At 70.2% G+C, this 13,068-nt stretch carries 14 protein-coding genes and 1 pseudogene; 7 read left to right on the top strand and 8 right to left on the bottom strand.

Annotated features, from left to right (window positions below):
• Nucleotides 1-3 precede the first annotated feature (3 nt).
• The 3 genes from OG520_RS45215 to OG520_RS45205 form a co-directional block, all read right to left on the bottom strand.
• Nucleotides 4-477 carry a transposase gene (locus tag OG520_RS45215; RefSeq protein ID WP_406016815.1) on the bottom strand — a complete coding sequence of 158 codons (474 nt, stop codon included), beginning with the start codon at nt 475-477 and terminating at the stop codon, nt 4-6.
• A 274-nt stretch (nt 478-751) separates the two neighbouring features.
• The gene (locus tag OG520_RS45210) at nt 752-1,993 is read right to left on the bottom strand and encodes an MFS transporter (RefSeq protein ID WP_331737475.1); all 1,242 of its coding nucleotides are present in this window, start codon (nt 1,991-1,993) and stop codon (nt 752-754) included.
• The gene (locus OG520_RS45205; RefSeq protein WP_331737473.1) at nt 1,990-3,393 is read right to left on the bottom strand and encodes an NAD(P)-binding domain-containing protein; all 1,404 of its coding nucleotides are present in this window, start codon (nt 3,391-3,393) and stop codon (nt 1,990-1,992) included. Before OG520_RS45205 ends, OG520_RS45210 begins: the two co-directional genes overlap by 4 nt.
• A gap of 109 nt (nt 3,394-3,502) precedes the next feature.
• Here OG520_RS45205 and OG520_RS45200 point away from each other — a divergent pair, with 109 nt between their 5' ends.
• Genes OG520_RS45200 through OG520_RS45190 form a run of 3 tightly spaced genes read left to right on the top strand, consistent with a single transcriptional unit; the run spans nt 3,503 to nt 5,510 of the window.
• Nucleotides 3,503-4,561, top strand: coding sequence for an NAD(P)/FAD-dependent oxidoreductase (locus OG520_RS45200; RefSeq protein WP_331737471.1), 1,059 nt, complete (start codon nt 3,503-3,505; stop codon nt 4,559-4,561).
• Between the two features lie 42 nt (nt 4,562-4,603).
• Complete coding sequence (locus OG520_RS45195; protein ID WP_331737469.1) at nt 4,604-4,978, top strand: metalloregulator ArsR/SmtB family transcription factor; 375 nt, start codon at nt 4,604-4,606, stop codon at nt 4,976-4,978.
• A 25-nt stretch (nt 4,979-5,003) separates the two neighbouring features.
• Nucleotides 5,004-5,510 (top strand): N-acetyltransferase family protein, encoded by a 507-nt coding sequence (locus OG520_RS45190; RefSeq protein ID WP_331737467.1) that lies wholly within the window; start codon nt 5,004-5,006, stop codon nt 5,508-5,510.
• Between the two features lie 3 nt (nt 5,511-5,513).
• On the opposite strand, the gene OG520_RS45185 is transcribed toward OG520_RS45190, so the two are convergent.
• Genes OG520_RS45185 through OG520_RS45175 form a run of 3 tightly spaced genes read right to left on the bottom strand, consistent with a single transcriptional unit; the run spans nt 5,514 to nt 7,986 of the window.
• Nucleotides 5,514-6,572, bottom strand: coding sequence for an ArsO family NAD(P)H-dependent flavin-containing monooxygenase (locus OG520_RS45185; protein ID WP_331737464.1), 1,059 nt, complete (start codon nt 6,570-6,572; stop codon nt 5,514-5,516).
• Nucleotides 6,569-7,681, bottom strand: coding sequence for an ACR3 family arsenite efflux transporter (gene arsB, locus OG520_RS45180; RefSeq protein WP_331737462.1), 1,113 nt, complete (start codon nt 7,679-7,681; stop codon nt 6,569-6,571). Before arsB ends, OG520_RS45185 begins: the two co-directional genes overlap by 4 nt.
• A complete protein-coding gene (locus OG520_RS45175; protein WP_331737460.1) occupies nt 7,678-7,986 on the bottom strand; it encodes a metalloregulator ArsR/SmtB family transcription factor in 309 nt (102 codons plus the stop codon). The genes arsB and OG520_RS45175 overlap by 4 nt, the downstream gene beginning before the upstream one ends.
• A gap of 96 nt (nt 7,987-8,082) precedes the next feature.
• Here OG520_RS45175 and OG520_RS45170 point away from each other — a divergent pair, with 96 nt between their 5' ends.
• Both OG520_RS45170 and OG520_RS45165 read left to right on the top strand, forming a co-directional pair.
• Nucleotides 8,083-8,505 carry an arsenate reductase ArsC gene (locus tag OG520_RS45170; protein ID WP_062777513.1) on the top strand — a complete coding sequence of 141 codons (423 nt, stop codon included), beginning with the start codon at nt 8,083-8,085 and terminating at the stop codon, nt 8,503-8,505.
• Nucleotides 8,502-8,730, top strand: a pseudogene (locus OG520_RS45165) (NAD(P)/FAD-dependent oxidoreductase); the annotation flags it as partial. The gene OG520_RS45170 and the pseudogene OG520_RS45165, both read left to right, overlap by 4 nt.
• A gap of 829 nt (nt 8,731-9,559) precedes the next feature.
• On the opposite strand, the gene OG520_RS45160 reads toward OG520_RS45165, so the two are convergent.
• A complete protein-coding gene (locus OG520_RS45160; RefSeq protein ID WP_331737455.1) occupies nt 9,560-9,862 on the bottom strand; it encodes a helix-turn-helix transcriptional regulator in 303 nt (100 codons plus the stop codon).
• Between the two features lie 65 nt (nt 9,863-9,927).
• On the opposite strand from OG520_RS45160, the gene map reads away from it, so the two are divergent.
• Entirely contained in the window at nt 9,928-10,710 is a 783-nt protein-coding gene (map, locus tag OG520_RS45155; protein ID WP_331737453.1) for a type I methionyl aminopeptidase, read from the top strand.
• A 371-nt stretch (nt 10,711-11,081) separates the two neighbouring features.
• Here the strand turns inward: map and OG520_RS45150 are convergent, their stop codons facing one another.
• Nucleotides 11,082-11,729, bottom strand: coding sequence for a hypothetical protein (locus OG520_RS45150; RefSeq protein WP_331737449.1), 648 nt, complete (start codon nt 11,727-11,729; stop codon nt 11,082-11,084).
• 87 nt (nt 11,730-11,816) lie between these two features.
• On the opposite strand from OG520_RS45150, the gene OG520_RS45145 reads away from it, so the two are divergent.
• On the top strand, nt 11,817-13,067 hold the full coding sequence (locus OG520_RS45145; protein ID WP_331737447.1) for an IS3 family transposase: 1,251 nt from the start codon (nt 11,817-11,819) through the stop codon (nt 13,065-13,067).
• The last annotated feature ends 1 nt before the right edge of the window (nt 13,068 follow it).

Here is a 13,068-nt window from a genome sequence, read left to right as displayed (position 1 = left end):
AGGTCAGAAGACGCGGTGTTCGGGGCGCAGGACCAGGCCGCGGTCGAAGAACTGCGCGGTGTTCTCGTCCAGTGCACCGGTCCGCCGCGCATGCCGGGGCAGGATCCCCGGGCGGAAGGTGCCCAGCCGGTCGCGGGGGACCTGCAGCGCGATCGGCCCGACCTCGCTCATCACCTTCTTCGTGCGGTAGCCGTTGCGCCCGTTGCCGCCTGAGCGCGCACCCCTGCCGCCCACGCGCTCGGCCTCGGCGGCCAGATGCTCCTCCATCTCGGCCTCCAGCGCGGCCTGCATCAGGTGCTGCGTGATCGCCGGCAACAGGCCCTGCTCGCCGACCAGCTTCAGCCCGCCCTCGCGGACCTTGTCCCGCGCCAGCAGCGTCAGCGCGTCCAGCAGGTCCAGGCCCAGCCCGTCCACAGTCTCCGGCATCCTCTTCACGCCCGCACCGTCCACGGCCGCCTCGACGGGCGCAAGCGACACGCCGCCAACCGTCTCGAGAGAGTGAGGCTTCTGAATCATCATCAGGTGTCCCTTCCGGTGAAGTTCTCACCTAATTCATGACACTCCCTTCCGCCGCGCCGTGGCGGCCTTCGTCGAGGACCTGCGTACCGGAGGACGATTCCGTGCCGGCCTCCGCGAAGCGCGCGGGTTCGCAGATTCCTGGAGGGCTCAACCGTCGAACCCGCGCGTCGCCCCGGGTTGGACATCGGAATGAGAGTGGGTTCGTCTGCGCCTGCAGGGGCTTTCGCGGTTGTCACTGCCCTGGGGATCGACGGCGTACGGCGTCGGTGGCTGTCCACGGTGCGATGAGCGCGGCGGCCACGGAGGCGGCGGCCAGGAGGAAGAACAGCGGTCCGTAGCCGCCGAGGGGCACGGCGAGGGCGGCGCCGGCGAACGGTGCGAGTGCTGCTGCTGTGTGGGCGGGTGCGGCCAGGAGTCCGGAAAGTCGGCCGTAGTGGGTGGTGCCCCAGCGGTCCGTGATGGCGGTGGCCTGGAGGAGGGTGAGGTTGCCGCGGACCATGCCGGCTACGACCGACACGGCGATGAGAAGGCCGTACGGGCCAGGGGTGGCGGCGAACGCGGCCGTGGTTAGAGCGCCGAGTGCGATGAGGATCGTGGTGCGGGTCGTGGCGCTGGTGCGGCGGGCGAGGGTGGCGTACAGGGTGCGGCCGAGGGTCTGTCCGGCGCCGCCGATGCCGAGAGCCCAGGCGGCCTGGCTGGTGGTGTATCCGCGTTCCAGGAGGAGCGGGACGAGGGCGACGACGACGGCGTACATCGCGAAGGCCGAAAGGGTGAAGGCAGCGACGAGCAGCAGGAACGGGCGGCTGCGCGCAACATCGGCAGCGTCGGCGGCCGTGTGTGCAGGGCTGGTTGGAGCCTCGGGCCAGGGTGCGCGCAGGGCCAGGGCGTGGGCGGGGATGGTGATGGCGGCGAGGATCGCGGCGAGTACGAAGTAGGTGTGGCGCCAGGACAGGTGGTCGGCGAGGGTCGCGGTGAGGGGTGCGAAGACGGTGGAGGCGAGTCCGCCAGCGAGGGTGACGATGGTCAGGGCGCGGACGTGGTCGGGGGCCCACCAGCGGGTGAGTGCGGCGAACGCGGGCTGGTAGAAGGTGGCCGCCATCGCGAGCCCGGCGAGCGCCCAGCCGGCGGAGAAGACCAGCAGGTTAGGGGCCGCGGCCACGATCAGCAGGCTGACCACGCCGAGTACGGATCCGGCGGTCATGACGGTGCGTGGGCCTCGCCGGTCGAGGATGCGGCCGACTCCGATTCCGGCGAGGGCGGAGACGACGAGGCCCAGCGAGAACGCCGCGGTGGTCGCCCCGGCCGGCCAGCCGGTCGCGGCGGTGATCTGGGGGTTGAGGACGGGGAAGGCGTAGTAGACGATGCCCCAGCTCACGATCTGCGTGGCGCAGAGGGCGGGCAGGGCGGCGCGGGGCCTCGACCGGTCCCCTGTTCCGGTCGCGGCCCCGCGCGAGGTGGTGCCCAGGTCGGTCACGAGCCGCAGCAGCCGCCCGCCGGTGCCTCCTCGGCGGCGGCCCCGACCGTGACGGGGGCGCCGAGCTGGACGAGTTGCGGCACGGGCACGCAGCAGCCGTCACCGTCGGCCTCTTGGGCGCCGGGGGTATCGAACAGGCCGGCGCCGCCGCAGACTCCGGTCTCGGGCAGGGTGAGTTCCACGCGGTCGGCGGACTCGAGGTCGCCGGCGATCGCGGCGGCCACCGAGCGGACCTGCTCGTAGCCGGTCATCGCCAGGAACGTCGGGGCGCGGCCGTAGGACTTCATCCCGACCAGGTACACGCCGGGTTCGGGGTGGGAGAGCTCGCGGTGGCCGTGGGGGTAGACGGTGCCGCAGGAGTGCTGGTTGGGGTCGATCAGCGGCGCGAGCTCGACGGGTGCCTGGAGGCGCTCGTCGAGGCCCAGGCGCAGCTCGTCGAGGAAGGACAGGTCGGGGCGGAAGCCGGTCAGCACAATCACTTCGTCGACCGGGTCCAGGCGGCGGCCGTCCTCGCCGGCCAGGACCAGGCGGCCGTCGGTGTCGCGCTCGATCGCCTCGGTGCGGAAGCCGGTGACGGCATCCGCGTGGCCCTCGTCGACGGCGGCCTTGGCCGCCAGGCCCAGAGCGCCGCGGGCGGGGAGCTGGTCGGCCTCGCCGCCGCCGAAGGTGGAGCCCGAGATGCCGCGGCGCAGGATCCATACGCCCTTCGTGCCCGCGCCGTCCTTGGACTTGGCGAGGTCGGAGAGGTAGGCGAGGGCGGTGAACGCGGAGGCGCCGGAGCCGATCACGGCGGTGCGCTTGCCCGCGTACCGGGCGCGCACGGCGGGGTCCTTCAGGTCCGGGACGCGGTAGGTGATCCGGTCCGCGGCGGCCCTCTCGCCGAGGGCGGGCAGTCCGCTGCCGCCGGCGGGGGACGGGGTGGCCCAGGTGCCGGAGGCGTCGATGACGGAGCGCGCGAAGACGCGTTCCTCACGGCCGTCGGCGCGGGTGAAGTGCACGACGAACGGCTGCTGCTCGCGGTCGGCGTCGACGATGCGGTCGCGGCCGGTGCGCGAGACGCCGGTGACCGCCGCTCCGAGGCGGACGCGGTCGCCCAGGGTATCGGCGAGCGGTTGCAGGTACTGCTCGGCCCAGTCACCGCCGGAGGGGTAGGTGGCCGGGTCGGGACGGGTCCAGCCGGTGGGAGCGAGGAGCTTCTCTGCGGCGGGGTCGACGACCTCGCCCCAGGTGGAGAACAGGCGTACGTGCGCCCACTCGCGCACGGCGGCGCCGGCCCTCGGTCCGGCTTCCAGGACCAGGGGCTCGATGTCCTGGTCGAGCAGGTGGGCGGCGGCGGCCAGGCCGGCGGGTCCGGCTCCGATCACGACGACGGGCAGCTCGGTGGTGGCGGGCGCGTTCACGGCGACTCCTTGCGTGGTTCGACATCTGTCGATGGCTTGCGCGGCCCAGCATGGCACCTGTATTGATGAGCGTCAACATAGACATTCATCGAAACCAGGGGGATTGCTCATGGAGCTCATCGACGTCGCCGTCATCGGGGGCGGCCAGTCCGGACTTGCCACCGCCCACGCGCTGCTGCGCCGCGGGCTGCGGCCGGTGGTGCTGGAGGCGTCCGACCGGGCGGCCGGGTCGTGGGCGCGCTACTACGACAGCCTCACGCTGTTCTCACCTGCCCGGTACAGCTCTCTGCCCGGGATGCCGTTCCCCGGTGCCGACCGCGACCGATACCCGCATCGCGATGAGGTCGTCGCCTACCTCGCCGCCTACGCCGACCGCCTGGGCGCCGACATCCGCACCGGCCGGCGCGTCACCTCCGTACGACGAGACGGATCCGTACTCGAAGTGGCCCTCGAAGGCGGCGGCCGGCTCAGGGCGCGAGCCGTCGTCGCGGCCTCCGGCACCTTCGGCCGACCGTACCGGCCGATGCTTCCGGGCCTGGAGGAGTTCACCGGCCAGGTGGTGCACGCCGCTGACTACCGCAACCCGGCCCCGTTCGCCGGCGGCCGACTGGTGGTCGGGGCCGGGAACTCCGCGGTGCAAATCGCCGCCGAGCTCGCCTCCACTGCCCGCGTCACGCTCGCCACCCGCGGGCCGGTGAAGTTCGCAGCCCAGCGCATCCTCGGCCGTGACCTGCACTTCTGGACGGCCCGCACCGGCCTGGACACCGCACCCCTCGGCCGGCTCCTGCCGCGTCCGCCGGCGCAGCCGGTCCTCGACGACGGCCGCTACCGCGCCGCCCTGGCCGCCGGACGACCCGAGCGGCGACCGCTGTTCACCGGCGCCGACGGGACCAAGCTCATCTGGCAGGACGGGGAGCGGGAGGAGGTCGACGCGATCGTGCTCGCCACCGGCTACCGCCCCGACCTGCCCTACCTCGCCGACCTCGGCGGCGCCCTGGACACCGAGGGGAAGCCGCAGCACCGCGAGGGCCTCGCCACCAGCGTGCCGGGGCTGGCGCTCGTCGGGCTGGAGTGGCAGCGCAGCCTCTCGTCGAACTCGCTGCGCGGTGTGGGCCGGGACGCGGAGCGGATCGCCCGGCGCCTGGCCGTCCACCTCGCGCACCGGTGACGGGTCTCCCCGCACTGGTTCGATGTGTGTCAACATAGACGCATGTCGAATGCGAAGGTGCTGCCGCTGCTCGAACCCGCCGATCGTCAGGGTGTGGCGCCGTGCTGCCCGCCGCTGACCGAGCGCCCCATGAGTGCCGCGGAGGCTGAGACGGCGGCGCGGATGTTCAAGGCGCTCGGTGACCCGGTGCGGCTGCGGCTGTTCTCCGCCGTGGCGTCGCACGAGGGCGGAGAGGCGTGCGTGTGCGACATCTCCGACGTCGGTGTCTCCCAGCCCACCGTCTCCCACCACCTGAAGAAACTGAAGGAGGCCGGGCTGCTGACCTCCGAGCGGCGCGGCACCTGGGTGTACTACCGGGTCGAGCCGTCGGTGCTCGCCGCGATGGGCAAGCTGCTGGCCATGCCGGCAGCGGCCTGACGACCGGACGGACAGAGGGAGAGCGGTGAGCGGGGCGCTGAGTGCGGTAGTCGTGCCGCTGGCGGTGGAGCACGCCGAGCAGGTGCTGGCGATCTACCAGGCGGGCATCGACGAAGTGAACGCCACCTTCGAGACCGCTGCCCCTACTTGGGAGGCGTTCGATGCGGCGAAGCTGCCCGAGCACCGCTTCGCCGCTCTCGATGAGAACGGGACGGTGTTGGGGTGGGTCACGGCGAGCGGAGTCTCCGACCGGTGCGCGTATGCGGGCGTGGTCGAGCACTCCGTCTACGTCCACCCCGCAGCCCGCGGCCGCGGTATCGCCTCCACCCTGCTCAAGGCGCTGATCGAATCCACCGAGCGGGCCGGGATCTGGACCATCCAGTCCGGGATCTTCCCCGAGAACGCCGCCAGCCTTGCCGTTCATGAGCGGGCAGGCTTCCGGGTCATCGGCACGCGGGAGCGGATCGGGCGCCATCACGGCGTCTGGCGCGACGTCGTCCTTCTTGAACGCCGCAGCCCCGCCATCACCTGACCGTCAGCTCAGCTGTGCGATCTCGCGTGCGGCATCACGGGCCGGCCGTCCGACGCCGATGAGCGTGGCGGAGGCCGGGCCGGTCCAGTCGCCGTAGCCGAGCAGGTGCAGCCGCGCCTCGCCCAGAGCGCGGGTGCCGTCGGTGGGGATGTGCCCGCGCGGGCCGCGCAGGTTCAGCGGGGCGAGGTGGGACAGCGCCGGGCGGAAGCCGGTGCACCAGACGATCGCGTCCGCGCCGGCGCGGCTGCCGTCGTCCCACCGGACGCCGCTGGCGGTGAGCCGGGAGAACATCGGTTTCGCGGTGAGGAGTCCGGCGTCGCGGGCGGCGCGCACGGGCGGGACCGCGACGATGTCGCCGAGCGAGGCGAGGCCGCCGGTGTCGGTGCGGCCAGCGTCGAGGGCGCGGCGGCGGGCGGCGGCGACGTCGAACAGGGCCCGTCCGTCGATGTCGTCGGGCAGGAAGCGCGGTGGGCGCTGGGTCACCCACGTCACGTGGGCGTTGCCGTCGAGGGCGAGGTCGGCGGCGATCTGCGCGCCGGAGTTCCCGCCGCCGACCACCACCACGCGCTGTCCGGCAAAGTCGGCCGGGGAGCAGTAGTTCACCGTGTGGAGCTGGCGTCCGGTGAAGACGCTGCGGCCGGGGACTGCGGGCAGGAAGGGCCTCGACCAGGTGCCGGTCGCGCTGATGACCGCCTTCGCCAGCCAGATGCCGGTGTCCGCCTCGACCAGGAGCCCGCCTGCGTCGCGGCGTACGGCGCCCACGCGGGTGCCGTGCTGGACGGGCAACCCGTAGCGCTTCTCGTAGTCGGTGAGGTAGTCCACCACGTGCCCGGCATCCGGGTAGGTCTCACCCGGCTGGGCGGGCATGAGCCGACCGGGCAGCGAGGAGTGCTCGGCCGGGGAGAACAGGTGCAGCGACTCCCACATGTGCTGCCAGGCTCCGCCCGGCGCCGTATCGGCGTCGAGAATCATGAAGTCGAGGCCCTGGCGGCGCAGGTGGTAGCCGGCGGCGAGCCCAGCCTGGCCGCCGCCGACCACTACCACATCCGCGTGCTGCGTCACGGGGCCGTCGCCACCGCGTCGGCGGGGAACTTCCGGCGCCAGGCGAGCGCGACGTACACCAGGCCGATCAGCACCGGAACTTCGATGAGCGGTCCGACGACTCCGGACAGGGCTTGGCCGGAGGTGACGCCAAAGGTGGCGATGGCGACCGCGATGGCCAGCTCGAAGTTGTTGCCCGCAGCCGTGAACGCCAGCGTTGTGGTGCGGTCGTAGGCCAGACCGAGGCCCTTGCCGAGCAAAAACGTGCCGAAGAACATGATCGCGAAGTAGACCAGCAGCGGCAGCGCGATCCGCACGACGTCCAGCGGCTGGGAGGTGATGGTCTTCCCCTGGAGCGCGAAGAGGATGACGATCGTGAACAGCAGCCCATACAGCGCCCAGGGGCCGATCTTCGGCAGGAACTTTGCCTCGTAGTTCTCGCGGCCCATCTTCTGCTCGCCGATGCGACGGGTCAGGAAGCCGGCCAGCAGCGGGATACCGAGGAAGATGACGACGTTCAGCGCGATGTGCCAGACCGACACGTCCAGACCCTGGCCGTCGCCCAGGTTCATCCAGCGCGGCAGCAGATCGAGGTAGAACCAGCCCAGCAGGCCGAACGCAAACACCTGAAACACCGAGTTCAGCGCGACGAGAACAGCGGCGGCTTCGCGGTCGCCGCAGGCGAGGTCGTTCCAGATGATGACCATGGCAATGCAGCGGGCGAGCCCGACGATGATCAGGCCCGTGCGGTACTCGGGCAGGTCCGGCAGGAAGATCCACGCCAGGGCGAACATGACCGCAGGTCCGACGATCCAGTTGATGACCAGCGAGGAGATCAGCAGCTTGCGGTCGCCGGTAACGGTGTCGAGCTTGTCGTAGCGGACCTTGGCCAGGACCGGGTACATCATCACCAGCAGGCCGAGCGCGATCGGCAGGGAGATCCCGCCGATCTCGATCTTCGCGAGCGCGTCGTTCATCCCCGGGATCAGGCGGCCCAGGCCCAGACCGACGGCCATGGCGAGCAGGATCCACACCGCGAGGTAGCGGTCGAGGGTGGAGAGCTTCTTGACGATCGAGTCGTCTCCACCGCCAGCCGGAGCGGGGGCGGTGGTGGGCTCGGTGGAGGTCACGGGCAGGCCCTCTTGTTCTCGGAAGCGGTGCGGGCGGACTCGGCCAGCGCGGCGAACTGCTCGGACAGCCCGGCCAGGACCTCGGGCTTGAGCTTGTAGTAGGTGAAGCGGCCGCAGGGCTCGGTCTCCACGATCCCGGCCTCGCGCAGCACCTTCATGTGGTTGGACAGGTTGGTCTGCTTGGCTCCGGTCTCCTCCACCAGGTGCGTCGTGCAGAGCGTCTCGCGCGCCAGCAGGGTCACGATCTTCAGGCGGAGCGGATCGCCCAGCACCCGGATCACATCAGGATCGACTGAAGTCAGCATGCACTGATACTCTCACATCATCACTCGCTGATACCAGCGGGGGCTGAAGTCATTGGCGGGCCGGGTTCCGCCATGCGACGAGAGAGAACGATCACCATGGCCGACAAGCCGTCCGTCCTGTTCGTCTGCGTCCACAACGCCGGCCGCTCCCAGATGGCCGCCGCGTGGCTGACCCACCTGGCCGGAGACCGCGTCGAGGTCCGCTCCGCCGGCTCCAACCCCGGCGATCAGGTCAACCCGGCCGCCGTCGAGGCCATGGCCGAGGTCGGCATCGACATCTCCGCCGAGACCCCGAAGATCCTCACCATCGACGCGGTCCGCGAGTCGGACGTCTGCATCACCATGGGCTGCGGCGACACCTGCCCCGTCTTCCCCGGCAAGCGCTACCTGGACTGGAAGCTCGAGGACCCGGCCGGCCAGGGCGTCGAAGCCGTGCGCCCCATCCGCGACGAGATCAAGACGCTGGTCGAGGGCCTGATCGCCGAGATCGCCCCGGCGAAGCCGGAGGCGACGGCGTGAGCGAGATACGCGAGGTCGTCATCATCGGCTCCGGCCCCGCCGGATACACCGCCGCCCTTTACACCGCCCGCGCCCAGCTGAGGCCCCTGCTGTTCGGCAGCTCGATCTTCGTCGGCGGATCGCTCACCACCACGACCGAGGTCGAGAACTTCCCCGGCTTCCCCGATGGCATCGACGGCCCGGTCCTGATGGAGAACATGCGGGCCCAGGCCGAGAAGTTCGGCGGTCGGCCTGCGCCAGGACCGCATCCGAAGCTGGTACTGGACAGGCCGACCCGCTCGCCCATCTGCCGGACGGACGGGCTCTCGCCGGTCTCGGCGACCCAGTCCCGGATCGTCGCCAGGATCGCCTCCTGCCGGGCGGACAGGACGTCGGGCCGGGGTCATGCCGCACGCGTCCCGCGCTGCTCCTGGCGGCGAGCGAGCCGTCGCAACTCGACCCGAGCGGCGGGTGTGCCGGGCGGGGTGGACCAGAACGGATGCCACTGGACCTGGGCGGACAGGTCCAGGAGGCCGCGGCGCAGGGCGGGTGTGGCGGGGGCGAGGTGCGGCGAGCTGCTGGTAGGTGGCGAGCCAGTCGCGCTGGGCCCGGATGTCCTCCGACACCGAAGTTGGATTGTTTGCCAATGAAGTTGGACTGGTCAGCCGGTAGTAGCGAGCTCCGCCTTCTTGCTCAGTAGGAGCGCTTTGCTCGACAGGAACCTGAGCGGGTCGGCCGGACCCGTCCGTAAGCACCCGGGAGAGTGGCGTCCCGCAGACGGCGCAGCCGTCCCGTTGAAGGCACGGAGGGATGTCGGCGGCCGGCTGGGGCAGGGGTGACAGACGGCGATCGAGGCGTCGGTTGATGTGGGCCCCCGACAAACCCGCCGATAGTCCCGGCTTGCGGCCCGCTCACGAAACCGCAGACGGACCCCTGCACCCCAATATGCCTATGAGAAGGAGCCCTTCCCCCGTAGAAGGCCGTCAACGGCCCGCCCGGATGCCTTTGGGAAGCCGGGCCCGAGTCCGCGCCGCCTCGGCGGCTGCCCCGGCCGGCAGGGCCGCCGCGGCATCGCTCAGGACGCCAGCCGTTCCGGGGAGCGGTGGGTGGAGCCGGCGAGCCCGACGACGCGTTCGGCCCCGCTGATCTCGGCCCATACCGCGTCGAGGGAGAGGCCGAGGACGTCGGCGATCGCCGCGATGGTCGGGAAGGCGGGGGTGGCCACGCGGCCTGTCTCGATCTTCCGGAGAGTCTCCGGCGAGACGCGTGCGGCGAGCGCGGTGTCAAGCATCGAACGCTCCCCTCTGGCCCGGCGCAGGAGGGCGCCGAGACGCTGTCCGCGTTCGATCTCTTCGGGAGTGAGCGGCAACCTGACCATGGCACGAATTCTATACCGGTACAGTATGGCCGGTATAGTTATTGGTATCGCGAGGAGGACGCCGCATGATCGAGATCCTGAACCCCACCCTGCTGACCCGGGCGAGAGACACCGGCGCCCTGGTCGCCGACATCCTGCAGACGCTGAAGAGCCGCAGCACGATCGGCACGAACCTGTTGGACATCGACCGGTGGGCCAAAGACATGATCATCGAGGCGGGAGCCACGTCCTGTTACGTCGACTACGCCCCGTCCTTCGGACGCGGCCCGTTCGGCCACTACATCTGCACCGCCGTCAACGACGCGGTCCTGCACGGGCGGCCGTACGACTATCCGCTCGCCAACGGTGACCTGCTGACCCTCGACCTCGCCGTCTCCCTGGGCGGAATCGCCGCCGACGCCGCCATCAGTTTCATCGTGGGCGACGCGAAGCCCCCGGAGAGCGTCGCCCTGATCAGTGCGACCGAACGCGCGCTCGCCGCGGGCATAGCTGCCGCCGGGCCCGGGGCGCGGATCGGCGACATCGCCCATGCCATCGGCACGGCCCTCACCAAGGCGGGGTACTCGATCAACACCGAGTTCGGCGGTCACGGCATCGGCTCGACGATGCACCAGGACCCGCACGTCCCGAACACCGGACGGCCCGGCCGCGGCTACACACTGCGCCCCGGACTGCTGCTGGCTCTGGAGCCGTGGGTCATGGCGGACACCGCCCGACTCGTCACCGACGCCGACGGCTGGACCCTCCGCAGCGCCACCGGCTGCAGGACGGCACACAGCGAGCACACGATAGCCATCACCGACGACGGAGCGGAGATCCTCACCATGCCGAAGCAAGCGCGGGCGTGAGGCCGAGTGCCATCCTGCCAGCGCAGAACGGCTGCGAGGTGACCCCCACCACCTCCGGATCGCGGCCCATGCATGGGAAGAGTTGGCCACCACGCTGGAAGCCGCCGGCGCGGATCCTGCGCGCATCAGGGAAGCGTGGGAACGTTCCACCACCGCCTACACACGGGCCGGTGCCACTGAAGAAGCAGAATCCTCGCGCCGCCACGTGGACGGCCCCCCGCCGCAGCAGTCCGCCGAGAACTGAACATCCCGCATGGCGGGCGACTGTCGGTTCCGGCCCCTGACCCGAACGTGCGAAGGGCCAGCTTCCCAGATTCGGGAGGCTGGCCCTCGCAGTCGATGCCCCTACGTTGTGGTTGGCTGGAACGAAATCAGCTGACAGGGACGGTCTGGCTGTCTCTGTGTTTGATGAGCAGGTCCAGCAACTTGTTGAACTCATCTGACGGCATCTTGTGGATCAGGTGCTGTGCCGCGTAGGCGCCGTCCTCGTAGGGGAACCTCTTCGGTTGCTGCCCTTCCACACCGGCCGTGGCTTCGGCGGCGGTGGCCTGCGCAGGGAGAGATGGTGTGGTCTCCTCTGACCCGTTGACGGGAGGCTCAACCTCCGTGGCCGTCGGTGCGGGGACCGGAGCCCGGTCTACGGCAGCCGGTCCCTTCGGTGCCGAGGAAGCTTTCGACGCTACTGAAGCATCAGGTTCTGTTTTACGGCCGTAAAACTCCTCAGCATCAGAGCTGTGCCGCTCGGGCTCGGCAAGCGGCTTCGAGGAGACAATCAGCTGCTTGGCAGCGGTGGCCTTCTTGGCTGCCCTCTTAGCGGCTGAACAATCAGCCGACGCTGCTGCTCGCCGTTCCTGCTCGGTTTGCCACCATGCCATCTGCTCCGCGCCGCCCCAGCTGTTGTCCCGGGCCAGCTGCCCGAGCTCTTCTACACCACCGAGGATGCGGAGTTCCGTGAGGCGAAGGGCGACAGGCCGGAGACCTCGGAGGCCAAGGCCGGCCCAGTCGCCAGCCTGGTTCAAAACCCGGTTTTGAACCAGGGCCGCCTGCTGAGGAGTGTGAACCGTTCCGGGTTCGATAGAGACTCGATTCCGTGAAAGGATTGAGTCATGGCACGTCCCTCCTCCTATCCCGTTGAGCTGCGCAAACGAGCGGTCCGTATGGTCGCCGAGGTCCGTGGTGACTACCCGAACGAGTCGGCCGCTCTGCGGGCGGTCGCCCAGAAGCTGGGCATCGGTTCGGCCGAGACCCTGCGGAACTGGGTGAAGCGCGACGAGGTCGACTCCGGGAAGCGTCCGGGGACGACCACGGAGGAGTCCGCGCAGATCAAGGCGATGAAGAAGGAGATCGCCGAGCTGAAGCGGGCGAACGACATCTTGAAGGCGGCGGCGTCTTTCTTCGCGGCCGAGCTCGACCGGCCACACACGCTCGTAGCGTTCATCGACGAGCACCGGGCCCGCTTCGGCGGTGTCGAGCCGATCTGCCGCGTGCTCACCGAGCACGATTGCAAGATCGCCCCTTCCACCTATTACGCCCACCGCAAGCGCCTCCAGGCCCCGTCCGCCCGCACTGTCCGCGACGCCGAGCTGAAGCCGCTCATCCAGCAGATCTTCGAGGGCAACTACCGTGTCTACGGGGCCAGGAAGGTCTGGCGTGAGCTGCACCGCCAGGGCCACGTCGTGGCCCGGTGCACCGTCGAGCGCCTCATGCGCGAGCTCGGCGTCACCGGTGCCGTCCGCGGAAAGAAGATCATCACCACGATCCCGGACAGTTCCGTCGAGCGGGCACCGGACCTGCTGGACCGCAACTTCGTCGCGCCGGCCCCGAACCGCTGCTGGGTTGCCGACTTCACCCACATCAGCACCTGGTCAGGAGTGGTATACGTCGCCTTCGTCGTGGACACCTTCTCCCGCCGGATCGTCGGCTGGTCCGCCGCCACGTCGAAGCAGACCACGCTCGTCCTGGACGCCCTGGACATGGCTCTGTGGCAACGCGACCGCGACGAACACCCGCACCGAGCAGGCGAGTTGATACATCACTCCGATGCCGGGTCGCAATATACGAGTTTCCGGCTCGCCGAGCACCTGGACGCCGCCGGCATCGCGGCCTCGATCGGCTCGGTCGGTGACGCCTACGACAACGCCCTCATGGAGTCCACGATCGGCCTGTTCAAGACCGAACTGATCAAGCCCGGACGGCCCTGGCGAACGCTTTCCCAGGTTGAACTCGCCACCGCCGAGTGGATCGACTGGTACTGCCACCGTCGGCTCCACGGTGAAATAGGGCACATCCCCCCCGCCGAATACGAGACCAACTACTACCGCGCAACCACCAAACCCCAGGTCACAACCACAATCTGAA

Source organism: Streptomyces sp. NBC_00984 (assembly GCF_045162475.1).
Taxonomy (GTDB): Bacteria; Actinomycetota; Actinomycetes; order Streptomycetales; family Streptomycetaceae; genus Streptomyces.
This window is presented reverse-complemented; position numbering and strand designations above follow the sequence as displayed.

Coding starts and splice junctions, on each gene's coding strand:
- OG520_RS45200 (WP_331737471.1), top strand. CDS start 3,503: ATGGAGCTCATCGACGTCGCCGTCATCGGGGGCGGCCAGTCCGGACTT.
- OG520_RS45195 (WP_331737469.1), top strand. CDS start 4,604: ATGTCGAATGCGAAGGTGCTGCCGCTGCTCGAACCCGCCGATCGTCAG.
- OG520_RS45175 (WP_331737460.1), bottom strand. CDS start 7,986: ATGCTGACTTCAGTCGATCCTGATGTGATCCGGGTGCTGGGCGATCCG.
- OG520_RS45170 (WP_062777513.1), top strand. CDS start 8,083: ATGGCCGACAAGCCGTCCGTCCTGTTCGTCTGCGTCCACAACGCCGGC.
- OG520_RS45160 (WP_331737455.1), bottom strand. CDS start 9,862: ATGGTCAGGTTGCCGCTCACTCCCGAAGAGATCGAACGCGGACAGCGT.
- map (WP_331737453.1), top strand. CDS start 9,928: ATGATCGAGATCCTGAACCCCACCCTGCTGACCCGGGCGAGAGACACC.
- OG520_RS45145 (WP_331737447.1), top strand. CDS start 11,817: ATGGCACGTCCCTCCTCCTATCCCGTTGAGCTGCGCAAACGAGCGGTC.